This is a genomic window from Pararoseomonas sp. SCSIO 73927 (genome assembly GCF_037040815.1).
Taxonomy (GTDB): domain Bacteria; phylum Pseudomonadota; class Alphaproteobacteria; order Acetobacterales; family Acetobacteraceae; genus Roseomonas.
In genome coordinates this window covers 5,414,336-5,439,419 of sequence record NZ_CP146232.1, presented here as the reverse complement: position 1 = coordinate 5,439,419, position 25,084 = coordinate 5,414,336, and the positions used below count along the sequence as shown (strand labels likewise).

The 25,084-nt window shown below is 70.9% G+C and carries 37 protein-coding genes; 28 read left to right on the top strand and 9 right to left on the bottom strand.

What is annotated here, in order from left to right:
* Position 1 precedes the first annotated feature (1 nt).
* From rplB to VQH23_RS25645, 25 genes are all read left to right on the top strand, one after another.
* Positions 2–838, top strand: a complete 837-nt coding sequence (rplB, locus tag VQH23_RS25765; RefSeq protein WP_338663539.1) for a 50S ribosomal protein L2 — start codon at positions 2–4, stop codon at positions 836–838.
* 5 nt (positions 839–843) lie between these two features.
* On the top strand, positions 844–1,122 hold the full coding sequence (gene rpsS / locus VQH23_RS25760) for a 30S ribosomal protein S19 (RefSeq protein ID WP_073130835.1): 279 nt from the start codon (positions 844–846) through the stop codon (positions 1,120–1,122).
* A gap of 4 nt (positions 1,123–1,126) precedes the next feature.
* Positions 1,127–1,525 (top strand): 50S ribosomal protein L22, encoded by a 399-nt coding sequence (gene rplV, locus VQH23_RS25755; RefSeq protein ID WP_338663537.1) that lies wholly within the window; start codon positions 1,127–1,129, stop codon positions 1,523–1,525.
* A gap of 1 nt (position 1,526) precedes the next feature.
* A complete protein-coding gene (gene rpsC / locus VQH23_RS25750) occupies positions 1,527–2,204 on the top strand; it encodes a 30S ribosomal protein S3 (protein ID WP_338663536.1) in 678 nt (225 codons plus the stop codon).
* Between the two features lie 24 nt (positions 2,205–2,228).
* A complete protein-coding gene (gene rplP, locus VQH23_RS25745; RefSeq protein ID WP_073130842.1) occupies positions 2,229–2,651 on the top strand; it encodes a 50S ribosomal protein L16 in 423 nt (140 codons plus the stop codon).
* Positions 2,652–2,655: 4 nt separating this feature from the next.
* Positions 2,656–2,862: a 50S ribosomal protein L29 gene (gene rpmC / locus VQH23_RS25740; RefSeq protein ID WP_257714658.1), complete on the top strand. Its 207-nt coding sequence runs from the start codon at positions 2,656–2,658 to the stop codon at positions 2,860–2,862.
* Between the two features lie 16 nt (positions 2,863–2,878).
* Positions 2,879–3,184, top strand: a complete 306-nt coding sequence (gene rpsQ, locus VQH23_RS25735) for a 30S ribosomal protein S17 (protein ID WP_338663535.1) — start codon at positions 2,879–2,881, stop codon at positions 3,182–3,184.
* Complete coding sequence (rplN, locus tag VQH23_RS25730) at positions 3,181–3,549, top strand: 50S ribosomal protein L14 (protein ID WP_073130847.1); 369 nt, start codon at positions 3,181–3,183, stop codon at positions 3,547–3,549. The genes rpsQ and rplN overlap by 4 nt, the downstream gene beginning before the upstream one ends.
* On the top strand, positions 3,549–3,863 hold the full coding sequence (rplX, locus tag VQH23_RS25725) for a 50S ribosomal protein L24 (protein ID WP_338663534.1): 315 nt from the start codon (positions 3,549–3,551) through the stop codon (positions 3,861–3,863). The genes rplN and rplX overlap by 1 nt, the downstream gene beginning before the upstream one ends.
* Entirely contained in the window at positions 3,860–4,423 is a 564-nt protein-coding gene (gene rplE / locus VQH23_RS25720; protein ID WP_338663533.1) for a 50S ribosomal protein L5, read from the top strand. Before rplX ends, rplE begins: the two co-directional genes overlap by 4 nt.
* 63 nt (positions 4,424–4,486) lie before the next feature.
* On the top strand, positions 4,487–4,792 hold the full coding sequence (gene rpsN / locus VQH23_RS25715) for a 30S ribosomal protein S14 (RefSeq protein WP_338663532.1): 306 nt from the start codon (positions 4,487–4,489) through the stop codon (positions 4,790–4,792).
* Positions 4,793–4,803: 11 nt separating this feature from the next.
* A complete protein-coding gene (gene rpsH / locus VQH23_RS25710) occupies positions 4,804–5,202 on the top strand; it encodes a 30S ribosomal protein S8 (RefSeq protein WP_209375130.1) in 399 nt (132 codons plus the stop codon).
* A gap of 16 nt (positions 5,203–5,218) precedes the next feature.
* Positions 5,219–5,752: a 50S ribosomal protein L6 gene (gene rplF, locus VQH23_RS25705; protein WP_338663531.1), complete on the top strand. Its 534-nt coding sequence runs from the start codon at positions 5,219–5,221 to the stop codon at positions 5,750–5,752.
* Entirely contained in the window at positions 5,752–6,114 is a 363-nt protein-coding gene (gene rplR / locus VQH23_RS25700; RefSeq protein ID WP_338663530.1) for a 50S ribosomal protein L18, read from the top strand. The genes rplF and rplR overlap by 1 nt, the downstream gene beginning before the upstream one ends.
* 11 nt (positions 6,115–6,125) lie before the next feature.
* Positions 6,126–6,773 carry a 30S ribosomal protein S5 gene (rpsE, locus tag VQH23_RS25695; protein ID WP_338663529.1) on the top strand — a complete coding sequence of 216 codons (648 nt, stop codon included), beginning with the start codon at positions 6,126–6,128 and terminating at the stop codon, positions 6,771–6,773.
* Positions 6,766–6,954, top strand: a complete 189-nt coding sequence (gene rpmD, locus VQH23_RS25690; RefSeq protein ID WP_209375134.1) for a 50S ribosomal protein L30 — start codon at positions 6,766–6,768, stop codon at positions 6,952–6,954. The genes rpsE and rpmD overlap by 8 nt, the downstream gene beginning before the upstream one ends.
* 3 nt (positions 6,955–6,957) lie before the next feature.
* Entirely contained in the window at positions 6,958–7,452 is a 495-nt protein-coding gene (gene rplO / locus VQH23_RS25685; protein ID WP_338663528.1) for a 50S ribosomal protein L15, read from the top strand.
* Between the two features lie 99 nt (positions 7,453–7,551).
* Positions 7,552–8,940 carry a preprotein translocase subunit SecY gene (gene secY, locus VQH23_RS25680; RefSeq protein ID WP_338663527.1) on the top strand — a complete coding sequence of 463 codons (1,389 nt, stop codon included), beginning with the start codon at positions 7,552–7,554 and terminating at the stop codon, positions 8,938–8,940.
* Entirely contained in the window at positions 8,937–9,620 is a 684-nt protein-coding gene (locus tag VQH23_RS25675) for an adenylate kinase (RefSeq protein WP_338663526.1), read from the top strand. The genes secY and VQH23_RS25675 overlap by 4 nt, the downstream gene beginning before the upstream one ends.
* Positions 9,621–9,791: 171 nt before the next feature.
* A complete protein-coding gene (rpsM, locus tag VQH23_RS25670; RefSeq protein WP_257714645.1) occupies positions 9,792–10,169 on the top strand; it encodes a 30S ribosomal protein S13 in 378 nt (125 codons plus the stop codon).
* On the top strand, positions 10,170–10,565 hold the full coding sequence (gene rpsK / locus VQH23_RS25665; RefSeq protein ID WP_338663524.1) for a 30S ribosomal protein S11: 396 nt from the start codon (positions 10,170–10,172) through the stop codon (positions 10,563–10,565).
* Positions 10,566–10,592: 27 nt separating this feature from the next.
* Positions 10,593–11,606 carry a DNA-directed RNA polymerase subunit alpha gene (locus tag VQH23_RS25660; RefSeq protein WP_245214795.1) on the top strand — a complete coding sequence of 338 codons (1,014 nt, stop codon included), beginning with the start codon at positions 10,593–10,595 and terminating at the stop codon, positions 11,604–11,606.
* A 25-nt stretch (positions 11,607–11,631) separates the two neighbouring features.
* Positions 11,632–12,054, top strand: a complete 423-nt coding sequence (gene rplQ / locus VQH23_RS25655) for a 50S ribosomal protein L17 (RefSeq protein ID WP_338663523.1) — start codon at positions 11,632–11,634, stop codon at positions 12,052–12,054.
* A gap of 98 nt (positions 12,055–12,152) precedes the next feature.
* Complete coding sequence (locus VQH23_RS25650; RefSeq protein ID WP_338663522.1) at positions 12,153–12,533, top strand: hypothetical protein; 381 nt, start codon at positions 12,153–12,155, stop codon at positions 12,531–12,533.
* A 57-nt stretch (positions 12,534–12,590) separates the two neighbouring features.
* Positions 12,591–12,788, top strand: a complete 198-nt coding sequence (locus VQH23_RS25645; protein ID WP_338663521.1) for a hypothetical protein — start codon at positions 12,591–12,593, stop codon at positions 12,786–12,788.
* 13 nt (positions 12,789–12,801) lie between these two features.
* Here VQH23_RS25645 and VQH23_RS25640 read toward each other — a convergent pair whose 3' ends face one another.
* A complete protein-coding gene (locus VQH23_RS25640; protein WP_338663520.1) occupies positions 12,802–13,788 on the bottom strand; it encodes a tripartite tricarboxylate transporter substrate-binding protein in 987 nt (328 codons plus the stop codon).
* 186 nt (positions 13,789–13,974) lie between these two features.
* On the opposite strand from VQH23_RS25640, the gene VQH23_RS25635 reads away from it, so the two are divergent.
* Entirely contained in the window at positions 13,975–14,859 is an 885-nt protein-coding gene (locus VQH23_RS25635) for an alpha/beta hydrolase (protein WP_338663519.1), read from the top strand.
* Here VQH23_RS25635 and VQH23_RS25630 read toward each other — a convergent pair.
* Positions 14,849–15,676, bottom strand: a complete 828-nt coding sequence (locus tag VQH23_RS25630) for an NAD kinase (protein ID WP_338663518.1) — start codon at positions 15,674–15,676, stop codon at positions 14,849–14,851. The genes VQH23_RS25635 and VQH23_RS25630 overlap by 11 nt on opposite strands.
* A gap of 179 nt (positions 15,677–15,855) precedes the next feature.
* Here VQH23_RS25630 and VQH23_RS25625 point away from each other — a divergent pair, with 179 nt between their 5' ends.
* Positions 15,856–16,842, top strand: coding sequence for a tripartite tricarboxylate transporter substrate-binding protein (locus tag VQH23_RS25625; protein ID WP_338663517.1), 987 nt, complete (start codon positions 15,856–15,858; stop codon positions 16,840–16,842).
* 72 nt (positions 16,843–16,914) lie between these two features.
* On the opposite strand, the gene VQH23_RS25620 is transcribed toward VQH23_RS25625, so the two are convergent.
* The 3 genes from VQH23_RS25620 to trxB all read right to left on the bottom strand — a co-directional run bounded on the left by VQH23_RS25620 (position 16,915) and on the right by trxB (position 19,502).
* Positions 16,915–17,292, bottom strand: a complete 378-nt coding sequence (locus VQH23_RS25620) for a DUF6481 family protein (RefSeq protein WP_338663516.1) — start codon at positions 17,290–17,292, stop codon at positions 16,915–16,917.
* A gap of 324 nt (positions 17,293–17,616) precedes the next feature.
* Positions 17,617–18,507 (bottom strand): LysR family transcriptional regulator, encoded by an 891-nt coding sequence (locus tag VQH23_RS25615; RefSeq protein WP_338663515.1) that lies wholly within the window; start codon positions 18,505–18,507, stop codon positions 17,617–17,619.
* Complete coding sequence (trxB, locus tag VQH23_RS25610) at positions 18,507–19,502, bottom strand: thioredoxin-disulfide reductase (RefSeq protein WP_408904264.1); 996 nt, start codon at positions 19,500–19,502, stop codon at positions 18,507–18,509. The genes VQH23_RS25615 and trxB overlap by 1 nt, the downstream gene beginning before the upstream one ends.
* Before the next feature lie 218 nt (positions 19,503–19,720).
* On the opposite strand from trxB, the gene VQH23_RS25605 reads away from it, so the two are divergent.
* Entirely contained in the window at positions 19,721–20,212 is a 492-nt protein-coding gene (locus tag VQH23_RS25605) for an Lrp/AsnC family transcriptional regulator (RefSeq protein ID WP_338663513.1), read from the top strand.
* A 15-nt stretch (positions 20,213–20,227) separates the two neighbouring features.
* On the opposite strand, the gene VQH23_RS25600 is transcribed toward VQH23_RS25605, so the two are convergent.
* The 4 genes from VQH23_RS25600 to greA all read right to left on the bottom strand — a co-directional run bounded on the left by VQH23_RS25600 (position 20,228) and on the right by greA (position 24,910).
* Positions 20,228–22,504, bottom strand: coding sequence for a PBP1A family penicillin-binding protein (locus tag VQH23_RS25600; protein ID WP_338663512.1), 2,277 nt, complete (start codon positions 22,502–22,504; stop codon positions 20,228–20,230).
* Between the two features lie 103 nt (positions 22,505–22,607).
* Positions 22,608–23,120 carry a hypothetical protein gene (locus tag VQH23_RS25595; protein ID WP_338663511.1) on the bottom strand — a complete coding sequence of 171 codons (513 nt, stop codon included), beginning with the start codon at positions 23,118–23,120 and terminating at the stop codon, positions 22,608–22,610.
* Between the two features lie 76 nt (positions 23,121–23,196).
* A complete protein-coding gene (locus VQH23_RS25590; protein ID WP_338663510.1) occupies positions 23,197–24,432 on the bottom strand; it encodes a threonine ammonia-lyase in 1,236 nt (411 codons plus the stop codon).
* Positions 24,433–24,439: 7 nt separating this feature from the next.
* On the bottom strand, positions 24,440–24,910 hold the full coding sequence (gene greA / locus VQH23_RS25585) for a transcription elongation factor GreA (RefSeq protein ID WP_338663509.1): 471 nt from the start codon (positions 24,908–24,910) through the stop codon (positions 24,440–24,442).
* Positions 24,911–25,084 lie beyond the last annotated feature (174 nt).

Here is a 25,084-nt window from a genome sequence, read left to right as displayed (position 1 = left end):
CATGGCGCTGAAGCAATTCAATCCGGTCACGCCGAGCCTTCGCGGCACGGTGCTGGTCGACAAGTCCGAGCTGTGGAAGGGCAAGCCCGTCAAGGCGCTGACCGAGGGCAAGAGCCACTCGGGCGGCCGCAACAACCACGGCCGCACCACGGTTCGGTTCCGTGGCGGCGGACACAAGCAGACCTACCGCTACGTGGACTTCAAGCGCCGCGCGAAGTTCAACATGCCCGGCACCGTCGAGCGGCTCGAATACGATCCGAACCGCACCGCCTGGATCGCCCTGATCAAGTATCAGGACGGCGAACTGTCCTACATCATCGCGCCGCAGCGCCTGAAAGCGGGCGACACGGTGGTGGCGGGCGACCGCGTGGACATCAAGCCCGGCAACGCCATGCCGCTCTCGGCCATCCCGGTCGGCACGATCGTGCACGCGCTGGAGATGAAGCCGGGCGCCGGCGCCAAGATCGCCCGCTCGGCCGGCACCTACTGCCAGCTGGTCGGCAAGGACGCCGGCTACGCCCAGGTGAAGCTGATGTCCGGCGAGGTCCGGCTGCTCCGCGGCGAGTGCCTCGCCACGATCGGCGCCGTCTCTAACCCGGACAACTCCAACCAGCAGCTCGGCAAGGCTGGGCGCCGTCGCTGGATGGGCTTCCGTCCGCACAACCGCGGCGTCGTCATGAACCCGGTCGATCACCCGCACGGCGGTGGTGAGGGCCGGACCTCGGGCGGCCGCCACCCGGTTACCCCGTGGGGCAAGCCGACCAAGGGCTACAAGACCCGCACCAACAAGCGCACGGATCGCATGATCGTCCGTCGGCGCTCGGCTAAGAAGGGCTGATCGCGATGTCGCGCAGCGTTTGGAAGGGGCCGTTCGTCGACGGCTACCTGCTCAACAAGGCGGAGGCGGCCCGTTCGTCGACGCGCAACGAGATCATCAAGATCTGGTCGCGCCGCTCCACGATCCTGCCGCAGTTCGTCGGGCTGACCTTCGGTGTCTATAACGGCAAGAAGTTCATCCCCGTCCAGGTGTCCGAGAACATGGTGGGCCATAAGTTCGGCGAGTTCTCGCCGACGCGCACCTTCACCGGCCACTCGTCGGACAAGAAGGCGAAGCGGGGCTGATCCGATGAGCAAGCCGAAGCACGAGCGCTCCCTTGCGGAGACCGAGGCGCAAGCGGTGACCCGGAACATCCGGGTGTCGCCGCGCAAGCTCAACCTGGCGGCGGGCCTTATCCGCGGCCGCCGGGCCCAGGATGCAGTCGCCACGCTGACCTTCAGCAAGCGCCGCATCTCCGACACGGTGAAGAAGACGCTCGAGAGCGCCATCGCGAACGCCGAGAACAACCACAGCCTGGACGTGGACAAGCTGGTGGTGGCTCGGGTCGAGGTGGGTCGCTCCATCGTCATGAAGCGCTTCCAGGCGCGTGGCCGCGGCAAGGCGGCGCGCGTGGAGAAGTGGTTCAGCCACCTGAAGATCGTCGTCGCCGAGCAGCAGCCGGTGCCGGTGGCCGAGGAGGCCGCATAGTATGGGTCACAAAGTCAATCCGATCGGGCTCCGGCTCGGCATCAACCGCACCTGGGACAGCCGCTGGTACGCCGGTGGCGACTACGCCTCCCTGCTGCACGACGACCTGAAGCTCCGCAACAAGCTGCGTGAGCGGCTGAAGGGCGCGGGCGTGGCGAAGGTCGTGATCGAGCGCCCGGCCAAGAAGCCGCGCGTCACGATCCACGCTGCCCGGCCGGGTGTCGTGATCGGCAAGAAGGGCGCCGACATCGAGGTGCTGCGCAAGGACCTGGCCAAGATGGCCGGGGCCGAGGTGTCGCTGAACATCGTCGAGATCCGCAAGCCGGAGCTGGACGCCGTTCTCGTCGCCGAGAGCATCGCCCAGCAGCTGGAGCGCCGCGTGGCATTCCGCCGCGCGATGAAGCGCGCCGTGCAGTCCGCCATGCGCCTCGGCGCCGGCGGGATCCGCATCAACTGCGGCGGCCGCCTGGGCGGCGCCGAGATCGCCCGCATGGAGTGGTACCGCGAGGGCCGCGTGCCCCTGCACACCCTTCGCGCGGACATCGATTTCGGCACGGCGACCGCGAAGACCAACTATGGCACCTGCGGTGTCAAGGTTTGGATCTTCAAGGGCGAGGTGATGGGGCATGATCCGATGGCGCAGGACAAGCGCGCCGCGGAGCAGGCGCCGCAGCGCTGAGCGACGGTCTAGGGAACACGAACAATGCTGTCGCCGAAGCGGACGACGTATCGTAAGGCCCATAAGGGCCGCATCAAGGGCGTGGCCAAGGGCGGGTTCACCCTCTCCTTTGGCGGCTACGGCCTGAAGGCGCTGGAGCCGGAGCGGGTGACCGCCCGGCAGATTGAGGCGGCTCGCCGCGCGATCACCCGCGCCATGAAGCGTCAGGGGCGCGTGTGGATCCGGATCTTCCCGGACCTGCCCGTCTCCACCAAGCCGGCCGAGGTCCGCATGGGCTCCGGCAAGGGTGCCCCTGAGTATTGGGTGGCCCGGATCAAGCCGGGCCGGATCATGTTCGAGATCGACGGCGTGAGCCAGGAGACGGCCCGCGAGGCGCTGGCTCTCGGGGCCGCCAAGCTGCCGATCAAGACGAAGGTCGTCGCCCGTCTGGGCGCGGCGGAGGCTTGAGGCTATGACGAAGATCGCGGACGTCCGCGGCAAGACCGCGGACGAGCTGAAGACCATGCTGCTCGACCTCCGGAAGGAGCAGTTCAACCTCCGTTTCCAGCGGGCCACGGGTCAGCTGGAGGCGGTGGGGCGAATTCGTGCTGTTCGGCGCGACATTGCCCGTGTTAAGACCGTGCTGGGCGAACAGGCCCGCACATCCCCGAAGTCCTGAGAGGAGACCCCGGCTGATGCCGAAGCGAGTCCTCACGGGGCGGGTCACGAGCGACAAGCAGGACAAGACGGTCACCGTCTTGATCGAGCGTCGCGTGATGCACCCGCTCTATAAGAAGTTCATCCGGCGCTCGAAGAAGTACGCCGCGCACGACGAGGAGAACCTGTGTCGCGAGGGCGACACGGTTTCCATCGAGGAGTGCCGCCCGATTTCCAAGCGGAAGTCGTGGCTGGTGGTGCAGCGGAACGGCGAGACCGTGGCGCGTCCGGTGGCCTATGAGCTGCTCGAGAACATCGAGTTGCCCGAGGAGCAGGGCGCATGATCCAGGTTGAGTCCAATCTCGACGTCGCCGACAACTCCGGCGCGCGCCGGGTCCAGTGCATCAAGGTGCTGGGCGGCTCCAAGCGGAAGACGGCCTCGGTGGGCGACATCATCGTAGTCTCCGTCAAGGACGCCATCCCCCGGGCCAAGGTGAAGAAGGGCGAGGTGCACCGCGCCGTGATCGTGCGCACGGCCTATGCCGTGCGCCGTCAGGACGGCACCGCGATCCGCTTCGACAACAACGCGGCCGTGCTGATCAACAAGCAGAACGAGCCGATCGGCACCCGCATCTTCGGGCCGGTCGTGCGCGAGCTGCGCGCGCGGAAGTACATGAAGATCATCTCCCTGGCTCCGGAGGTGCTGTGATGGCTGCCAAGATCAAGAAGGGCGATCGCGTCCAGGTCCTGGCCGGCAAGGACAAGGGCAAGCGCGGGGAGGTTCTCTCCGTGTCCCCGACCGAGAACCGCGCCGTGGTTCAGGGCGTGAACATCGTGAAGCGTCACGCTAAGCCGCAGGGCATGAACCAGCCGGGCGGCATTCAGGAGAAGGAGGCGCCGATCCACCTCTCCAACCTGGCGGTGATCGACCCGAAGAGCGACAAGCCGACCCGTGTCGGCTTCCGCATGGACGGTGACAAGAAGGTCCGGGTGGCGAAGGCCTCCGGCGAGGTGATCGCATGAGCGAGACCCAGACGAAGGAGCTCCCGCGTCTCCAGCAGCACTACCTCGATCAGGTCCGCAAGGCCCTGGCCGAGGAGTTCGGCTACAAGAACCCGATGGAGGTTCCGAAGCTGGAGAAGATCGTGATCAACATGGGCGTCGGCGAAGCCGCGGGCGACCAGAAGAAGCTCGACGCCGCCGTCGCGGAGCTGACGGCCATCGCCGGCCAGAAGCCGGTGAAGACGAAGGCGAAGAAGGCGATCGCGGGCTTCAAGATCCGCGAGGGCATGGCCATCGGCACGAAGGTGACGCTGCGCCGGGCCCGCATGTACGAGTTCCTCGACCGCCTGGTCACGATCGCGCTGCCGCGCGTTCGCGACTTCCGCGGCATCTCCGGCAAGGGCTTCGACGGCCGTGGCAATTACGCCTTCGGCCTGAAGGAGCAGATCATCTTCCCGGAGATCGCCTACGACAAGGTCGATGCGATCCGCGGCATGGACATCGTCTTCGTCACCACGGCGAAGACGGACAAGGAAGCCAAGGCCCTGCTCAAGGGCTTCCAGCTTCCCTTCATCAATTGATCTTGGAAAACCGCCCGCCCGAGCAGTCGCTCGGCCGGGCAGGTTCCGGAGGACACTGATCGAATGGCCAAGACTTCGGCAGTCGAGAAGAACAAGCACCGCATGCATCTCGCGAAGGCGCATGCGGAGAAGCGCGCCGCGCTGAAGAGCGTGGTGATGGACCGCGAGCTTCCGGTGGAGGACCGCTTCGAGGCGACGATCAAGCTGGCGCAGCTGCCGCGGAACGGTGCGAAGAACCGCATCCGCCTGCGCTGCGAGCTGACCGGCCGTCCCCGCGGGAACTACCGCAAGTTCAAGCTGAGCCGGAACATGCTCCGCGAGCTGGCCTCGAACGGCCAGATCCCGGGGCTGGTCAAGGCCTCTTGGTAAGGTAAGGGGCCATGCAGCTCTCCGATCCGCTGGGTGACATGCTCACCCGCATCCGCAACGGCCAGCGCGCGCGCCAGGCCCGTGTGGTTTCCCCCGCCTCCCGTCTGCGCTCCGACGTGCTCGAGGTTCTGAAGCGCGAGGGCTACATCCGTGGCTTCCGCGGCGAGGAGCTCCGTCCGGGCATCAAGGTGCTCGACATCGAGCTGAAGTATTCCGAGGGCGAGCCCGCCATCAAGGAGATCACCCGCGTCTCCAAGCCGGGCCGCCGGGTTTACTCCAAGATCAAGGAGCTGCCGAAGTTCTATAACGGGCTCGGCATCTCCATCCTCTCCACGCCGCGTGGCGTGATGAGCGACCTCGAGGCCCGCGCCGCCAATGTCGGCGGCGAGGTCCTCTGCCGCGTGTTCTGACGGAGGGCAGGGGAACATGTCTCGCGTAGGCAAGTATCCGGTGAAGGTGCCCTCCGGCGTCACCCTCACCATCGACAACGGCGTCGTCGTCGCGAAGGGCAAGCTCGGCGAGCTGCGCCTGCCGCTGACCGACAAGGTCGACGTCACGATCGAGAACGGCGAAGTGGCCGTCGCCCCCCGGGGCGAGGACCGCGCCGCCCGCACGATGTGGGGCACCACGCGCTCCCTCATCAACGGGATGGTGACCGGCGTTTCGACCGGCTTCTCCAAGTCCATGGAGATCACCGGCACGGGTTACCGCGCCGCGATCCAGGGCAAGGACCTCGTGCTGAGCCTCGGCTACAGCCACGAGATTCGCTACCCGATCCCCGAGGGCATCAAGATCACGACCGAGCGCCCCACGGCGATCAAGGTCGAGGGGGCCGACAAGCAGCGCGTCGGCCAGGTTGCGGCGGAGATCCGGGCGTATCGCGGCCCCGAGCCCTACAAGGGCAAGGGCATCCGGTACGATAACGAGACCATCCTCCGGAAGGAGGGTAAGAAGAAGTAATGTCGAACAAGCTCGCACTGACCCAGCGCCGGCGCTCGCGCACGCGCTATCAGATCAAGCTGAAGGGCGCGGGGCGCGTGCGCCTCTCCGTCCACCGTTCCGGCCGGCACATCTACGCCCAGGTGATCGACGACGTGCAGGGCCGTACCCTCGCCGCCGCCTCCACCCTGGAGAAGACGGTGCGCGAGGCCGGCAATACGGGCGCGGACATCGACGCGGCGACGGCGATCGGCAAGCTGGTGGCGGAGCGCGCTCTCGCCGCCGGCGTGACCGAGGTGGTCTTCGACCGCGGTCCCTATCTCTACCACGGCCGGGTCAAGGCCCTGGCGGACGGCGCCCGCGAGGGCGGGCTGTCGTTCTGAGGAGCGGATAAATGGCATACGCACCCCGTTCGGGCGCCCCGCGCACCGGCGGCGAGGGCGGCGAGGGCGGCGATCGCCGCCGCGGCCGCCGTCGCGACGACAACCGCGAGCAGCGGCAGGATCGCGAGCAGGACGAGTTCAAGGACAAGCTCGTCACCATCAACCGCGTCGCCAAGGTCGTGAAGGGCGGCCGGCGCTTCTCCTTCGCGGCCCTCGTGGTCGTGGGCGACGAGAAGGGCCGGGTCGGCTGGGGCGCCGGCAAGGCGCGCGAGGTGCCGGAGGCGATCCGCAAGGCGACGGAGCGGGCCAAGCGCGGCCTGATCCGCGTGCCCATGCGCGAGGGCCGGACCCTGCACCACGACGTGATCGGCGAGTTCGGCGCCGGCCGCGTGATCCTGCGCGCGGCCCCGGCCGGCACGGGCATCATCGCCGGCGGCCCGATGCGCGCCGTCTTCGAGGTCCTTGGCATGGGCGACGTCGTCGCGAAGTGCACGGGCACCACGAACCCGCACAACATGGTCAAGGCGACCTTCGCCGGCCTGGCCCGCTGCACCTCCCCCCGGGCGGTCGCGGCTCGCCGCGGCAAGAAGGTGGCCGACCTGCTCCCCAACCCGCCCCGCGGCGGTGCGGAGCCGGCGACGGAGGCCGCAGGTGTCTGAGACGACGAAGAAGACCGTGAAGGTGACCCAGATCGGGTCGCCGATCGGCCGCAAGCCCGGCCAGCGCGAGACGCTGATCGGGCTCGGGCTGAACAAGATGCATCGGTCCCGCGAGCTTGAGGACACCCCTGCCGTGCAGGGGATGATCCGCAAGGTCGCGCACCTGATCAAGGTGGGCTGAACCATGCCGAAGCTGAACGAACTGCGCGACAACGAGGGCGCCCGCCCGAAGTTCAAGCGCATCGGCCGGGGCATCGGCTCCGGCAAGGGCAAGACCGGTGGTCGCGGCGTGAAGGGCCAGAAGGCCCGGACCGGCGTGTCGCTCAACGGCTTTGAGGGTGGTCAGCTTCCGCTGTACCGCCGCCTGCCCAAGCGCGGCTTCCACAATCTGTTCCGCAAGGAGTACGCGGTCATCAACCTCGGGACGCTCGACAAGGCGATCGAGGACGGCAAGCTCTCCGCAGAGGGCACGCTGGACGAGGCGGCGCTCGAGGCGGCCGGACTGGTCCGCGTGGGCAAGAAGGCGGGCGTCCGCCTGCTGGCTAAGGGCGAGATCAAGCGCGCCGTGACCCTGTCGCTGGCCGGCGCCTCCGAGGCGGCGATCGCGGCGGTCCAGGCCGCCGGCGGCACCATCACGGTGCGCGTCCAGGCCGCTGCCGAGGAAGCCCCGGCCGCTTGATTGCGGCCTTGGCTCACCCCAAGCTGATTCTGCTGTAATGTGCTGCGGCGCCGCGGGCTCTCCCTCGGCGCCGCAGTCGTGAGAAAGAGGGTCGATCCCATGGCGTCCGCCGCCGAGCAGCTCGCGGCCAATCTGAACCTCGGCGTGCTATCGCGCGCGACCGAGCTGAAGAAGCGGCTGTGGTTCACCCTGGGTGCGCTGATCGTGTACCGCCTGGGCACCTACATCCCCGTGCCGGGCGTGGATGCGGCCGTGATGGCCGAGATCCTGAACCAGCACGGCGGCGGCATCCTCGGCATGTTCGACATGTTCACGGGCGGTGCTCTCGGGCGGATGACCGTCTTCGCCCTGAACATCATGCCCTACATCTCCGCCTCCATCATCGTGCAGCTGATGTCGGCCGCCATCCCTGCCTGGGAGGCTCTCAAGAAGGAGGGCGAGGCCGGGCGGAAGCGGCTGAACCAGTACACCCGCTACCTCACTGTGCTTATCGCGTTCTTCCAGGCCTATGGAATCGCGGTCGGGCTTGAGGGGATGCGCGGGCAGTTCGGGCTGGCGGTGCTCGATCCCGGCTGGTTCTTCCGCATTTCCTGCGTCACTACCCTGGTGGGCGGCACGATGTTCCTGATGTGGCTGGGCGAGCAGATCACCGCCCGCGGCGTCGGCAACGGTATCTCGCTCATCATCTTCGCGGGCATTGTGGCGAACCTGCCGCACGCCCTTGTCTCGACGCTGGAACTGGGGCGGACCGGGGCGCTCTCGCCCTTCTTCATCCTTTTCTTCCTCGTCATGGCCTTGGCCGTGATCGCCTTCGTCGTCTTCATTGAGCGGGCGCAGCGGAAGATCCCCATCCAGTACCCGAAGCGCCAGGTTGGCAACCGCATGTTCGGCGGGGATTCCACGCACCTGCCGTTGAAGCTGAACACGGCCGGCGTGATCCCGCCGATCTTCGCATCTTCGCTCCTCCTGCTGCCCGCCACCTTCTCCGGCTTCTCCGCCACTCAGGGCGAGGAGAACTGGCTGACGCGCACGGCGGCGCTGCTGGCGCATGGGCAGCCGCTCTACATGGGCCTCTACGTCGCCCTCATCATCTTCTTCGCCTTCTTCTACACGGCCGTGGTCTTCAACCCCGTGGAGACCGCTGACAACCTGAAGAAGTATGGCGGCTTCGTGCCGGGCATCCGCCCCGGCGCGGCGACGGCGGAGTACTTCGACCGGGTGCTGACGCGCCTGACCCTGGTGGGCGCCGTCTATCTCTGCATCGTCTGCCTCATCCCGGAGTTCCTGATCAGCCAGTACGGGGTGCCCTTCTACTTCGGCGGCACCTCGCTCCTGATCATCGTCTCCGTCACCATGGACACGGTGGCCCAGGTGCAGTCCCATCTTTTCGCGCACCAGTACGAGGGCCTGATTCGCAAGGCCCGGGTGGGCGGCCGCGGTGCCGGCCCCGCCCCCGTCACCCCGCGCGGAGGGAGCCCCCGGCGATGAACCTGATCCTTCTGGGCCCGCCGGGAGCGGGGAAGGGGACCCAGGCGAAGATGCTGCAGGACCGGCACGGGATCGCCCAGATCTCCACCGGGGACATGCTGCGGGCCGAGGTGCGGTCGGGCTCCGCCATCGGGAACGAGGCGAAGGCGATCATGGAGCGGGGCGACCTGGTGCCCGACGCCATCATCACCGCCATGCTGGCCATCCGCGTGCAGAAGCCGGACTGCGCGGCCGGCTTCATCCTGGACGGCTTTCCCCGCACCGTGCCCCAGGCCGAGGCGCTGGACGTAATGCTGGCCGAGATGGGACTGGCGCTGAATCACGTGATCGAGCTGAAGGTCGATGACGGGGCGCTGGTCGAGCGGATCGCCGGCCGATTCACCTGCTCCTCCTGCGGCACGGGCTACCACGACCGGTTCAAGCCCACCCAGGTCCCGGGCATCTGCGACGTCTGCGGCAGCCACGACTTCACGCGTCGGGCGGACGACAAGGCAGAGACCGTGGCGGCCCGGCTGGAGGCCTACCACCGCTCCACCGCGCCGCTGCTGCCCTACTACGCGGCGCAGGGAAAGCTGAAGCACGTGGACGGGATGGCGGAGATGGCCACGGTTGCCGGCCAGATCGAGGCCATCCTCGACGGGGCCGAATCCAGGCTTGACTCCCGGGGCACCAGCCCGTAAATCGCCGTTCTTCGCGGCCGGGCCAAACCCTGCCGCCATTCCGCTTGCATGGACGGCTTCCGTCCAGGACTCGTCGTTGACCCGGTCGCCTCCGCGGTGCCCGGGTCAGGATCACCTCGCCGGACGGTTCCCGCCCGGCCCGAACGGAACCCTGGGTTCCAGGAGAGCAACGTGGCGCGCATCGCCGGCGTGAACATCCCCGACAACAAGCGCGTGCATATCTCGCTGCGCTACATCTTCGGCATCGGCCCCAAGAACGCGGCCGACATCTGCGAGAAGCTCGGCATCCCCGAGGAGCGCCGCGTGAACCAGCTCTCCGAGGATGAGCTGCTCCGCCTGCGCGAGATGATGGACCGCGACTACCGCGTGGAGGGTGACCTCCGCCGCGAGGTGGCGATGAACATCAAGCGGCTTATGGACATGGCCTGCTACCGCGGCCTGCGCCACCGCCGCGGCCTGCCGGTGCGCGGCCAGCGCACGCACACGAACGCGCGCACCCGCAAGGGCAAGGCCGTCGCGATCGCCGGCAAGAAGAAGGTGACGAAGTAAATGGCGCGTCAGCCGAGCGGGAACCGTCCCCGCAAGAAGGAGCGGAAGAACATCTCTTCCGGCGTGGCCCACGTGCTCGCCTCCTTCAACAACACGATCGTCACGATCACGGACAGCCAGGGCAACGCGATCGCCTGGTCGTCCTCCGGCTCCCAGGGCTTCAAGGGCAGCCGCAAGTCCACCCCCTACGCGGCCCAGGTGGCGGCGGAGGACGCGGGCAAGAAGGCGCGCGAGCACGGCATGGAAACGCTGGAGATCATGGTCTCCGGCCCCGGCTCGGGCCGCGAGAGCGCGCTTCGCGCCCTGCAGGCCGTCGGCTTCTACGTCACCGCGATCAAGGACGTGACGCCGATCCCGCACAATGGCTGCCGCCCCCGCAAGCGGCGCCGCGTCTAAGGGGGACACACCACCATGAGTGGCGCGATGGATCGCAACTGGCGTTCCCTCATCAAGCCCGAGCGTCTGGACGTGGAGGGGGGCAACGACCCCTCCCGTTCCGCGACCATCGTCGCGGAGCCGCTGGAGCGCGGCTTCGGCATGACCCTCGGTAACGCGCTGCGTCGCATCCTGCTGTCGTCCCTTCAGGGCGCGGCGGTGACGGCGGTGCAGATCGACGGCGCGCTGCACGAGTTCAGCTCGCTCCCGGGCGTCCGCGAGGACGTGACGGACATTGTGCTGAACATCAAGCGCCTGGCCATCCGCATGCAGGGCGAGGGCTCCAAGCGCCTCTCCCTGACCGCGACCGGCCCGGGCGAGGTGACGGCCGGCCAGATCCAGGTGACGGGCGATATCGAGATCGCCAACCCGGAGATGGTGATCTGCACGCTGGACGACGGCGCGCGGCTGAACGCCGAGCTCACCGTCTCCACCGGCAAGGGCTATGTCCCCGCCTCCGAGAACCGCCCCGAGGACGCGCCGATCGGCCTGATCCCCGTGGACGCCATCTACTCCCCGGTGCGCCGCGTGGCCTACCGCGTCGAGCCGACCCGCGTCGGCCAGCGCACGGACTACGACAAGCTGGTGCTGAACGTGGAGACCGACGGCACGGTCACGCCGGATGACGCCGTGGCGCTCGCCGCGCGCATCCTGCAGGACCAGCTGCAGCTCTTCATCAACTTCGACGAGCCGCGCGAGGCGCGCCCCGCCGAGGTCGAGGACGACCTGCCGTTCAACCGCAACCTGCTCCGCAAGGTGGACGAGCTCGAGCTCTCCGTCCGCTCGGCGAACTGCCTGAAGAACGACAACATCGTCTACATCGGCGATCTCGTTCAGAAGTCCGAGCAGGAGATGCTGCGCACCCCGAACTTCGGCCGCAAGTCTCTCAACGAGATCAAGGAGGTCCTCACCTCCATGGGGCTGCAGCTCGGCATGAACGTCCCGGGCTGGCCGCCCGAGAACATCGAGGACCTGGCCCGCAAGGTCGACGAGCCCTTCTAGAGCGGCCGAGAAAAGGACTAAGTCAATGCGTCACGGGGTCTCGGGCCGGAAGCTCGGCGTTACCTCCTCCCACCGGATCTCCATGTTCCGGAACATGGCGACCAGCCTGCTCAAGCACGAGCAGATCACGACCACGCTGCCGAAGGCCAAGGAGCTGCGCCCCTACGTGGAGCGCATCATCACCCTCGGCAAGCGCGGCGACCTGCACGCCCGCCGCCAGGCGGCCGCGCAGATCCGCGACGCGGCCGTGGTCCGCAAGCTGTTCGACACGCTCGCGCCGCGCTACTCCGCCCGCAACGGCGGCTATACCCGCGTGCTGCGCGCCGGCATCCGCTACGGCGATGCCGCCCAGATGGCGGTGATCGAGCTCGTCGAGCGCGACGTGGCCGCCAAGGGCCTGGACAGCGGTCCGAAGCCCGAGGTGGTCGAGGAAGCGGCCGAGGCGTGAATTCGCCTCTCCGCAAGGTTCTGCGAAGGGCGGGTGGGCGACCACTCGCCCTTCTGCTTTTGGCCGGTCTGCTGGCGGCCCCTGCCGCCTCTCAGCCGGTGCCGGAACCCTCGCCGCTCACCCTGGCCGGGCGGCCCGTGGCGGATCTGGCCGCGCACCCGGACGTCTCCATCGGCTTCCGCTCCGTCGCGCGCGGTCGGCAGACCTACATCCTGCGCCACCTCCGGGCCGAGGACCCGGGCGCGCTGCGGGTCGCGGAGGACCGCTACGTCTTTGGCTGGACCTGCGACGGTGGTGACTGCGCGGAGGCCGGACTGTTCCTCGGCTACGACAGCCGGACGGAACGCTTCTACCTGCTGCTGCTAGACGAGGGCTCCGCCAGCCTTACCGTTCCCACCCGCGGCGCCCCCTGGCCGGCACCGCTGGCCGAGGCCGTCCTGGCCTTAAAGCCGGACCTCAGGTCCTTCCGGGCGGAGTAGCGCGGAAACGACCGGCCCGCGGCGCCGTTCGAGGGAGGATCGGGAAGGACAACCGCCATGATGCGCTGGGCCCTCGGCCTCGCCGTCCTCTTCGCACTCCTCGCCCTTCTGGCGAGGGTGCTGCAATTCGGCTTCTCCGTCGCGCTGCTGGCCGTGGCCGCCGTCGCGCTCGTGGCGGCTCTTGTCACGGGGTTGATGGCGAGGGCCGGGGCGGGCCGCGATGCTTCGCCACCACCGCCCGACCGAAGGGGCTAGTCCGGCAGGCCCGTCACTCGGGCTTCACCTGCGCCACCCTGATCACCTCGGCCCAGCGGGCGATGTCCTCCTTCAGGAAGGCGCCCATCGCGTCAGCGTCCCGGACGTTCACCGCCATCCCCACCTCCGTGGTGCGGGCGCGCACCGGCTCCCGCGCCATGGCGGCCAGCGCGAGCGCGCGCAGCCGGGCCAGGGCCAGGGCGGGAACGGCTGCCGGGGCGAAGAGGCCGAACCAGGCATCCGCCTCAACGCCCTGCACCCCCGCTTCCGCCAGGGTCGGCAAGTCCGGCAGGTGAGGGGAGCGGCGCGGCGACGCCACGGCCAGCGCGCGCAACCTGCCCGTCTGCACCTGCGTCAGCACGGTGGGGGCGGTCGCGAAGCTGACCTGCACGTGGCCGCCCAGGAGGTCGTTCAGCATTGGGGATGAGCCGCGGTAGGGCACATGCACCATGTCCGCCCCGGTCCTGGCCCGGAACAGCTCCAGGGTGAGGTGGGAGGCCGAGCCCTGGCCCGTGGAGGCGCAGGTGATTGCCCCCGGCCGCGCCTTCGTCAGGCCCAGCAGTTCCGCCACGGTGGTGGCCGGCACGTCCGGGCGAACCACCAGGATGTGCTGCAGGTCCGCCAGCCCGGCGACGGGCACGAAGTCCTTCACCGGATCGTAGCCGCCGCCGTCCGGAAGCAGGGAGATGTTGGTGGCGTGGGTCTGGTTGGAGGCGAGCATAATCTGCGTGCCGTCCGCCGGCCCTGTCGCCACGCGACGGGAGCCGATGGAGCCGCCGCCACCCGCCACGTTCTCCACCACCACGGGCGTGCCCAGGTCTTTTGCCATCTCCCCGGCCACCATCCGCGCCAGCACGTCTGTCGGTCCGCCGGCGGGGTAGGGAACGACCAGCACGACCGGCCGCGTCGGCGTCCAGTCCGGGCTGCCCCCCTGCGCGCGCGCCACGGCGGGCATGGATATGAGGCCTGGCAGGGCCAGGGCGTGACGACGGGTGAGCATGGCGGGAACCTCCCATCCCTTGATTGGTGAACCGCGCGGCGCGGGGGATTGCCAGCACGGATCGCACGGATCGCCCGCGCTGGAAACGGCGCCCTGACGGCAGCACGCCCGCGCCCCGCGCGTGGCCGGGCTGACGCGCGCCGCGCGCCGGCGCAGGATGCGCCCGCACCGGGAAGGGAAGGGCGCATGTTGTTCGAGGGCTTCACGCTGGAGACCCGGGAGGCAAACGGCACCACGCTCCGCCTCCGCCGCGCGGGGGAGGGGCCGCCGCTGCTGCTGCTGCACGGCAACCCGCAGACCCACGCCATGTGGCACAAGGTGGCCCCCGTGCTGGCCCAGCGCTTCACCGTGGTCCTGCCGGACCTGCGCGGCTACGGCTTCAGCGGCAAGCCCCACGTCGCTCCCGGCAGCGCCGCCTTCAGCAAGCGGGAGATGGCGGCGGACATGGCTGCGCTGATGACCGCGCTCGGCCACGACACCTTCCGCGTGGTCAGCCATGACCGCGGCGCCCGCGTGGCGCACCGCCTGGCGCTGGACCATGGCAACAGGGTGGAGCGGCTCTGCACCATGGACATCGTCCCCACCCTCGCGCATTTCGAGCGCACGGACATGGACTTCGCGCTCGGCTACTACCACTGGTTCCTGCTCGCCCAGCCGCACCCTCTGCCGGAACGCCTGATCCGCCGCGACGTGGAGGACTGGTTCCGCCTTCACACCACCCGCGAGCCGAAGGATGACGGGTTCTTCCACCCGGAAGCGCGGGCCGACTACCTCGCCGCCCTGAACCTGCCCGGCACGGTGGAATCCATCTGCGAGGACTACCGCGCCGCGACGGGCATCGACCTGGAGCACGACCGCGCCTCCCGCGCCGAGGGCGTCCGGGTGCGCTGTCCCATGCTCGTGCTCTGGGGGTCGAAAGGCAAGATCGGCAAGTGGTACGAGCCGCTGAAGCTCTGGCGCGACTACGCCGACGGCACGATCGAGGGCGGGCCGGTGAACAGCGGCCACTACCTCGCGGAGGAAGCGCCGGAGGAGGTGCTGGCCACGCTGGAAGGTTTTCTCAGACCGTGAACTGCTCCGCCAGGATGCGCTCGGGCAGCCCGTGGTCGGGGTCAAACAGCATGGTCAGCCGCACGCGCGCGTCCTCGCAGATCTCCACGCGGCGGATGTCGCGCACCTCCGTGTAGTCCGCCACCGCCGCCACGGGCCGCTTCTCCGCCTCCAGGATCTCGAAGGCGACTGAGGCGGTGCCCGGCAGCAGCGCCCCTCGCCAGCGGCGGGGCCGGAAGGCGGAGATAGGCGTCATCGCCAGCAGGTTCGTCCCCAGCGGGATGATCGGCCCGTGGGCGGATAGGTTGTAGGCCGTGCTGCCCGCCGGCGTGGCCACCAGGATGCCGTCGCAGATCAGCTCCGCCATCCGCTCCTTCCCGTCTACCAGGATGCGGATCTTCGCGGCCTGCCGCGTCTCCCGCAGCAGGGAAACCTCGTTGATCGCCAGCGCCTCCGCCACGCTGCCATCGGCGCCCGTCGTCCGCATCCGCAGGGGCTGCAGCAGCGCGGCCTGGGCGGCGCGCAGCCGCTCCGTCAGGCCCTCCTCGCGGTAGGGGTTCATCAGGAAGCCGACGCTGCCGCGGTTCATGCCGTAGACCGGCAGATTGCGGCCGAGCAGGCGGTGCTGCGTCTCCAGCATCGCGCCGTCGCCCCCCAGCGCCACCACCACGGCCGCCTCCTCCGGCGGGGCGTCGCCGTAGATCGCCACCAGCGCCGCCCTGGCCGCCGCCGCCTCCTCCGAGGTTGCCGCGACGAAAGCGATCCGGCCGCAGAGGTCCTCCGGCAGGTCGCGCGGCCCGTCGGGATCGGGCGCGCTGCCGAGAAGGGCGGCCGTCATGCCCGGCGGACCGGCCAGGACACGGCACGCGGGCAGGGGGCGTGCGACCGCCCGGCTCTCGTCATCATCGGCATGACCCCATCAAGCGCGAGAGGCGGGCGCGCCGCAAGCCGCAGGGCTTGACGTCCGCCGCGCCCGCCGCCTCCATCCCGGCAACGACAGGGGGTGAGGAGATGGCCATGCTCGGACGCCGCACGATGCTGGGATGGACGGCCGCGGGCGCCGCCATCGCCGCCCTCACCGCGCCGCGCCCGTCGCGCGCCCAGGCAGCCTGGCCGAACCGCCCCATCCGCCTGATCGTCGCCTTCGCCGCCGGCGGCGCCGCGGACAGCGTGGCCCGCGTGCTCGCACCCCGCCTGGGCGACCGGCTCGGCCAGACGGTGGTGGTGGAGAACCGCACGGGCGGCGGCGGCTCCAACGGCGGGGCGGTGGTGGCCCAGGCGGCGCCGGACGGGCACACCCTGCTCTGGGACGCCTCCTCCCATGTGGTGAACCCCAGCCTGCTGCGGGGCCTCGCCTTCGACTACGCCACGGCCTTCCTGCCGGTGACGCTGGCGGCCACCTTCCCGCAGGTGCTGGCGGTGAAGGCCGACAGCCCGATCCGCAGCGTGGCGGACTTCGTCGCGGCGGCGAAGGCGCGGCCGGGCGCGCTGAACATGGGCACCCAGGGCAACGCCACGGCAGGCCACCTGGCGCTCGCCCAGTTCGGACGGCTGGCGGGGATCGAGGTGACGCACGCCCCCTACCGCGGCGGCGCCGACGCGGCGCGGGACCTAGCGGCCGGGGTGCTGGACGGCGCCTTCATCACCGTGCTCTCCGCCGGGCCCGTGGCCGATTCGGGCCGGGCGCGTCTGCTGGCGGTGGCGACCGAATCGCGGATCGCCGCGCGGCCGGACGTGCCGACCTTCGCCGAGGCGGGGCTGCCCGGCCTCACCATCGCGGAGTGGTGCGCCCTCTTCGCCCCGGCCGGCACGCCGGCGGCGGTGGCGGAGCGGTTGCACGCCGCGACCACCTCCGCCCTTGCCGATCCGGAGGTGAAGTCGCGGCTGGACGGGCTGGTGGCGGTGCCCGTCGGCTCCTCGCCCGCCGATTTCGCCCGCTTCATCGTCCGGGGACGCGCCGAGATGGGCGCGCTGGTCCGGGACGCCGGTATCAGGGCGGAGTAGCGGTACACGAAAACGCCGCCGGCCCCGGGTTCTCCCCCGGGCCAGCGGCGCGGAATGGCGGCGCGGTGGCGCTTACTTCTTGCCCTTAGCGCGGGCCTTGCGGGCCGCGTAGCGCCGGTCGCGCTCCAGCTTGGCCTCGATCAGCTCCTGGCGGGCCCGCTCCGCGGCCTCCGCGGCCTCGCGGGCCAGCTCGGCCTGGCGGGCCTCCTCCTCGGCGATCAGCCGCAGGCGCTCGGCCTCCTGGCGGGCTTTCTCCTCCTCCTTCAGGCGGCGGCGCTCGGCCTCGCGCGCCTCGCGCGCCTGGATAATCTGCCGGCGCTCCTCCATCCGGGCCTGCACGGCCGGATCCTCGGCCGTCGGCCGCGCCTTGAAGCGCTCGAGAAGGGCCTTCTTGGCCTCGTCGGAGTTCTTGCTGCGGTCGTTGAAGTCTGTGCCCTTGAGGGTTCGCATCGTCTCTCTCTGATGGGTGCCGGTGCGGGGCCCTGCCGGCTGGTGCTGCCCGCCCGCCCCTCCGCTTCGCGCTGGCGCTCAGGTGGCACTGCGCGGGCAAAAAAGAAAGCCCGGAAAGCGACGGCCTGAAGCCTGAGCCTTCCGGGCAAGTGCATACAGGGAGGCTTCACGTCTGGGAGACGCGGGGTCCCGAGGACCCCGTCCGGATCAATCACCGAACGAAGGAAAGGTTAGGCCCGGCCCTCCGATGCCGGGCGCGCCAATAACGTCCAGCGGCCATGCGGGTGCTGCATGACGCACCGCAGCACGGAACGGCGGCGTCGGTCAGACATGCCCGGCCAGCTCCGCCACGAGGAAGTCGCGGAAGACCGCCACGCGCTTGGAGTTCCGCATCTCCTCCGGATAAACGAAGAAGGCCTCGATCTTCGGGGTCTTCAGCTCCGTCAGCACGGGCACCAGGTCCGCCAGGTCCTCGCCCATGTAGTCGGGCAGGGCGGCGATCCCGAGGCCGGAGCGCACCGCCCGCAGCATGGCCGGAAGCGAGTTCACCTCCACCGCCGCCCGGCGAGGGGATCCCTGCCGACGGCCCGCCTCGGCCAGCCAGTTAATGTCCTCCACGGGCGGGTGATAGTCGCCGTAGATGATCAGCCGGTGGGCATCCAGGTCCTCCGCCCGCTGCGGGATCCCGGCGCCGCGCAGGTAGTCCGGCGATCCCACCACCTTCCAGCCGAAGGTCGCGATGTGCCGCTGGATCAGGTCCGGCTGCCGCGGCGCGTGCATGCGGATGGCAAGGTCCGCCTCCCGCATCGCCAGGTCCAGCTCCGTGTCGTCCAGCAGCAGCGTCACCGTCATGTCGGGGTGCAGCTTCAGGAAGCGCTCCAGCCGCGGGGCGAGCCAGTTGGCGCCGAAGCCAGTGGTGGTCGTCACCTTCAGCCGCCCCGCCGCGCGCTCCCGGCTCTCGGTCAGCAGGGCCTCCGTCATCGCCAGCTTGGCGAAGACCTCGCGCACCGTCTTGTTCAGCGTCTCGCCCTGCTCCGTCAGGATCAGCCCGCGCGCGTGCCGGTGGAACAGCGGCACGTTCAGGCTCTCCTCCAGCGCCTGGATCTGGCGGGAGACGGCGGACTGGCTGAGGTTCAGCGTGTCCCCGGCATGGGTGAAGGATCCCGCCTCCGCGACGGCGTGGAAGACCCGCAGCTTGTCCCAGTCCAGCGGCATCAGCCGTCCACCGCGTCGTAGGCCGCCACAGCGGGGGCGTCGTCGGGCATGTGGGCCAGCCACTTCTCGGCGTCCAGCGCTGCCATGCAGCCCGAACCCGCGGCGGTGACGGCCTGGCGGTAGATCCGGTCCTGCACGTCGCCGGCCGCAAAAACGCCGGGGATGCTGGTGCGGGTCGATCCCGGCTCGGTCACGATGTAGCCGTCCGCATCCGTCTCCAGCTGGCCGCGGAACAGGGCGGTGGCGGGGTCGTGCCCGATCGCCACGAACATGCCGTCCACCGGAAGCTCGGTGGTGCCGCCGCCGGCGAGGTCGCGCAGCCGCAGGGCGCGCAGGGCGCGGAACTTGCCCTCGGTCGCCAGCGCCTCCTCCACCACCGCGTTCCAGACCACGGAAATGCGGGGGTGCTTGAACAGCCGCTCCTGCATGATCCGCTCCGCCCGCAGGCTGTCCCGCCGGTGGACCAGCGTGACCTTGGACGCCAGCCCGGCGAGGTAGAGGGCCTCCTCCACCGCCGAGTTGCCGCCGCCGATCACCGCCACCTCGCGGCTGCGGAAGAAGAAGCCGTCGCAGGTGGCGCAGGCGGAGACGCCGAAGCCCGAGAGCTCCTTCTCCCCGGGGATGCCGAGCCAGCGCGCCTGGGCGCCGGTGGCGATCACCATGGCGGAGGCCTCGTAGGTGTCGCCCGAATCGCCGACGGCCCGGAAGGGCTTCGCCCCCAGCTCCACCCCGGTGATGACGTCCTGGATGATGCGCGTGCCGACATGGGCGGCCTGGGCCTGCATCTGCTCCATCAGCCAGGGGCCCTGAACCGCGCTGGCAAAGCCGGGGTAGTTCTCGACATCGGTGGTGATGGTGAGCTGACCCCCCGGCTGGAGCCCCGCGACGAGGATCGGCTCGAGCCCGGCGCGCGCGGCGTAGATGGCGGCGGTGTAGCCGGCCGGGCCGGCGCCGAGGATGAGCAGTCGCGTACGGTGGGTGTTGGCCACGTCCATGTCCTGAAGGCAGTGCAGAGTCGCGGCACCACCATATCGGTGCGCGCGCCGCCTTGCACCACCCCTGGACCTCTCGGGATACGGCGGGCCTTGAAGCCGCCCCCCCGCTCAGGGGATAGTCGGGGGCAGGAGCTCCGGCCCGCAGCTCGGGCGGCAAGCCTTACCCGAGACCCGACCCGCGACCGGCCCCTCAAGACGGCCCGAGAGAAGAACCGCCCTTGAAAGACCTCGGCAACGGCTTCGCGCCCGGCGCCCTCGACGCAACCGACCGCGAGATCCTGCGCGAGCTGCAGGCCGATGGCCGCATGACGAACGTGGCGCTGGCCGCCCGGGTGGGCCTCTCCGCCCCGCCCTGCCTGCGCCGCGTCCGCCGGCTGGAGGAATCCGGCGTGATCCGCGGCTACCACGCCGACGTGGACCCGGCCTCGCTCGGCTGGGAGATCACCTTCTTCGCCGTGGTGGGGCTGGAGAGCCAGAAGCTGCCGGTGCTGGAATCCTTCGAGGCCATGGTGCGGGACTGGCCGGAGGTGCGGGAGTGCCACATGATCCGCGGCGGCGGCGACTTCCTGCTGCGCCTCGTCGCCCGCAACCCCGCGCACGAGAACGAGCTGACGAACCGGCTGACGGGCTCGGAGCTCGTCATGCACGTCCGCACCCTGCAGACCATCCGGACATCCAAGGACGAGGCCGGGGTGCCGGTGGAGGGGTGAAGGGGTGAAGGGGCGCTAGCCCCCCGCCCAGACCCCCCGCCCGGCCTCCCGCGCCTCCGTCTCGCTCCGCCGCAGCTCGGGCGAGGCATCGGCGCTGGCGCGGCCGCCGCCGTTGAACAGCACCACGTCCGACAGGTCGCGCCCCTCCACGCTGCAGCGATGCGCGCCGTCCCCCACGGGCTCGCACGCCACCTCCCGCCCGGCGAGGTAGAGGGCGAGCTGGCGGGCATACTCCCCGCGCATCCCGATCACCCCGGTCAGCTGCAGGGCGCGGTTGCCGAGGCGCAGCGTGGCCGTGTCCACCACGCTCGCCACGCCGCGGACCGGCGGCGCGCGGGTGGGTTCCGGCGCGCGGGCGGGCCGGGTGGCGGGCATTGGCGCCTCCGCGGTCTTGGCGCGGTCCGCGTTGCGGACGAAGTCCTGGAAGATGCGGGCGGGCAGGGCGCCGCCCGTCACGTTCCGCATGGGCGAGTTGTCGTCGTTCCCCACCCAGACCCCGACGACCACGTCCGCGGTCATGCCAATGAACCAGGCGTCGCGGCTGTCCTGGGTGGTGCCGGTCTTGCCCGCCACGGGCCGGTCCAGCCGCGCGGCGGTGCCGGTGCCGTTCGCCACCACGGCGAGCATGATGTCCAGCAGCCCCTGATGCGCCGCGGGGGAGAGGATGGGGGCGCCGCCGGGCATGGTGTCCGGCCGGGTGAAGAGCGCCCGGTCCCGCGCCCGCACGCTGCGGACGATGTAGGGCTCCACTGCCCGATTGCCGGCCGCCGCGGCGAAGGCGGCCGTCATCTCCAGCAGCGTCGACTCCCCCGCGCCGAGGGAGACGGCCGGCGCGTCCGGCATCTCCGAGCGCAGCCCCATCTTCCGGGCCATGTCCATCACGCGCTGCCGGCCGAGATTGGCGTAGAGCTGCACCGCCACCGTGTTCACGGATTGCGCGAAGGCGTCCCGCAGGCTCATCGGGCCGCGGAAGCGGTCCCCGTAATTGCCGGGCTCCCAGTCCCCGATCCGCACGGGCTGGTCGATCACGGTGCTGCCCGGCGACATCCCGGATTCCAGCGCCGCGGCGTAGGTGAAGAGCTTGAAGAGGGAGCCGGGCTGCCGTCGCGCCTGGGTTACGCGGTTGAACTGGCTGACCGCGTAGTCCCGCCCCCCCACCGCCGCCAGCACGGCGCCGTCATGCGTCATTGCCAGCAGCGCGGCCTGGGAGGCGTTCACGCGCTTCCCCTCGCCGTCCAGCCACCCCGCCACAACCCGTTCCGCCAGGTCCTGCAGGGCCGGGTCCAGCGTGGTGCGGACGGAGAGGTCCACCGGCAGCGGGCCGATCAGGCGCCGCGCCTCGGCCTCCACCCAGTCGGCGAAGTAGCCGCGGCCGGGAGGGGTCTCCGGCGGGGCGCGGAGGACGGGCGGCGCGGCGCGGGCGGCGGTCACCGCCTCCGTCGTGGCGTGCCCGGTCTCCTGCATCACGGAGAGGACGAGCTCCGCCCGCTTCCATGCCCCTTCCGGGTTGCGGTTCGGCGCGAGGCTGGACGGCGCGCGGACAAGGCCGGCGAGCATCGCCGCCTCGCCGAGGCTCAGCTCCGCCGCGCCCTTGCCGAAGTAGCGGCGGGCCGCGGCATCGGCCCCCCATGCGCCGGCGCCGAAATAGGCGGCGTTGAGGTAGCGGGCGAGGATCTCCTCCTTGCTCAGCCGCGCCTCCAGCCAGAGGGCGAGCACCGCCTCCTGGATCTTGCGGATCAGGGACCGGTCCTGGGACAGGTAGTTCAGCCGGGCCAGCTGCTGGGTGATGGTGCTGGCGCCCTGCCGCGCCCGCCCAGCCTCCGCGTTCCGCAGCACGGCGCGGAGCAGGCCGCGCGGATCCACCCCGCCATGGTTGTGGAAGCGCCGGTCCTCGATGGCCACGACGGCATCGGCGAGGGGCCTGGGCAGCTTGTCCGCCTCGATCGCGTCGCCGCGCAGCACGCCCCGGGCCGCGAAGGCCGTGCCGTCGCGGGATTCGAGGATGAGGGAGGCCGGTGTCGCATCGGGCTGCATGCCGCCGCCGACCGGGACCTGGAACATGATCCAGGCGAGGGATCCCAACCCCAGCAGAGCGACGAGGCACAGGGCGAGGAGGACCCGGCCCGGCCGGAGCGCGGCGCGGAGCCCGCGCAGGGCACGGCCCGCGAAGGGCGCCCGCCGTGGCGGGGATGGGGCGGGCGGCGCCGGCAGCGGGGAGGACGGTGGGTTAGGTGCTGCGGCCGGAGGTGGGGGAGGTGGCTGGGCCGGCATGCCCTGCGCGGGTTGCGGCACGGGCTCCGGCCCCGTTCCCGGCCCCGTTCCCGGTTCGGAGCGACCGAAGCTGTTGCGCCCTGACCCTCGCGCCATTCTCAGTTCGTCCCCAACTCGGCCGGCATCAGCGGACAGGATCGATCCAGCTGCCCCGCTGCGGCGCGCGGGCCGCTGCGGCCGCCGGAGCAGCAACCGGGGAAGCCATTGGGGCAGCCACTGGAGCAGCCACTGGGGCGGTGGCCGCCGCGGCGGGCGCCGTGGGCTGGAGCGCGACCGGGGCGGCGGGCGCGGCGCTCACCATGGTGGGGGGCACGGCCGGGCGCGCAGGCGGGAGCGGCTGCGCCGTGACGGCCGCGGGAGCAGGAGAGGGGGCGGACCTCGGCGCCGCGTCCGCCAGGGCGGGCGCCTCGGGCTGTTGAGGGGGCGGTGCCTCCCGCGTCCGGGCCGGGCGCCGGGAACGCCTCGGCGCCGCGTAGCGGGGCGCGGGCGCGTAGAGGCGCAGGCCGAAGATGCTGGCAACGGCCGCTTCCGGGCTCCAGCCGCGGCCCCGCCGGCGGGCCTCGGCCTCCGAGGGGACCAGCAGGGAAAGGGCCAGCACGGCCAGCAGGAAGGGGATCGTGCGGGCAGGGGCTGGCAAGGAAAGGGGCCTCCGGGCTGCTACATGCCCCGGACAACCCCTGTCGCGCCCCTTCGGTTGCGCCACGGGCGGCGTCTCAGCCGCGGCGGACCACGTAGTCGCCCGCCTCCAGCGCGGCGATCAGCGCCGCGCCCTGGGCGGCATCCCGCACCTCGATCATCAGCTCCAGCTCCGTGGACTGCACGGTGGGGGCGCCGAAGAGCTGCTGGTGCTTCACCTCGATCACGTTCCCCCCCGCCTCCGAGATGCGGCGGGAGATGTCGGCCAGCACGCCCGGCCGGTCCGGGATGTCGAAGTGCAGGCGCATGATGCGGCCATCGCGCAGGAGTTGGCGCAGCAGCACGTTGGAGAGGGCCCGGGCGTCGATGTTGCCGCCGCAGACGGGCGTGCCCACGCGGCGGCCGGCGAAGCGGGCGGGGTGGGCCAGAAGGGCCGCCACGCCCGTGGCGCCCGCGCCCTCCGCCACCACCTTGGCGCCCTCTGCCAGCAGGGCGATGCCCTGCTCCACCGCGCGCTCTGGCACCACCAGCACCTCGATCCCGAGGCGCCGCAGCAGGGCCAGCGGGGCCTCGCCCACGTCCCGCACGGCAATGCCCTCGGCGATCGTCGGGCCGCCGACGGAGACGGGCTGGCCCGCCAGGCGCTGCGCCATCGCCGGATAGCCCTCCACCTCCACCCCGTAGATGCGGAGGTTCGGGTTCATCTCCAGCGCGGCCGCGGCGCAGCCGGCCAGCAGGCCGCCGCCGCCGACGGGGAAGATGAGGGTGTCGAGGGCCGGGGCGTCCTCCAGCATCTCGATCGCCATCGTGCCCTGGCCCGCGATCACGCCAGGATCGTCGTAGGGATGAATGAAGGTCAGCCCCTCGCGCAGGGCCAGCGCATGGGCGTGGGCCGCGGCCTCGGCCAGGGTCTCCCCGTGCAGCACCACCGTGGCACCCCAGCTCTCCGTCCGCACCACCTTCGTCGCCGGGGTGAAGCGCGGCATGACGATGGTGGCGCGGATGCCCAGCAGGCTGGCGTGGCGCGCCACCGCCTGGGCGTGGTTGCCGGCGGACATGGCGATCACGCCCGTCGCTTTCTCCCGCGCCGTCAGCAGCGCCAGGCGGTTCGCCGCGCCCCGCTCCTTGAAGGCGCCGGTGGCCTGGAGGTTGTCGAGCTTCAGCCAGACGTCGCAGCCCGTCGCACGGCCCACGGAAGGGGCCGGGATGGTGGGCGTGCGCATCACGGCGCCGCGGATCCGCTCCGCCGCCGCGCGCACATCGGCGAGCGTGATGGCCGGCGCCACCGGGGCGTCCGCGGCGGCGCTCAGCACGGCCGGCTCAGAAGGCGACCTTGGTGATCTCGACGGAGCGGGCCCCGCCCGGCGCCGGGACCTCGACGCTGTCCCCCACCTTGCGCCCGAGCAGGGCCTTGGCGAGGGGCGAGGAGATGGAGATCGACCCGTTCTTCATGTCCGCCTCGTAGGCGCCGACGATGCGGTAGGTCTTCTCGTCCTCCGTCTCCTCGTCGACGATCGTGACGCGGGCGCCGAAGCGCACCTGGTCGCCGGACATCTTGGAGACGTCGATCACCTCGACGGAGGGGATCACCCCTTCCAGGTCGGCGATACGGCCCTCGATGAAGGACTGCTTCTCGCGCGCCGCGTGGTACTCGGCGTTCTCCGAGAGGTCGCCATGGGCGCGGGCCTCGGCGATGGCGCGGATCACGGCCGGACGCTCCTCGGCGCGCAGGACGCGCAGCTCGTCCTCGAGACGGGCGAGGCCCTCGGCGGTCATCGGGAACTTCTGCATGGGCGGGTTTCCCCCGGGACTGGCGGTCACGTCTCACGAATCCGGCCCCGCACCCCTTCAGGGCACCGGGCCGGCCTAGATGCGGCCGCCGCGCCCCCAGCCCTCGCAGGAGCATGGGGACGCGGCGGCTGAAACGCTTGGGGCGGGTGCCGGCCTTTCGGCCGGTCCCGCCCC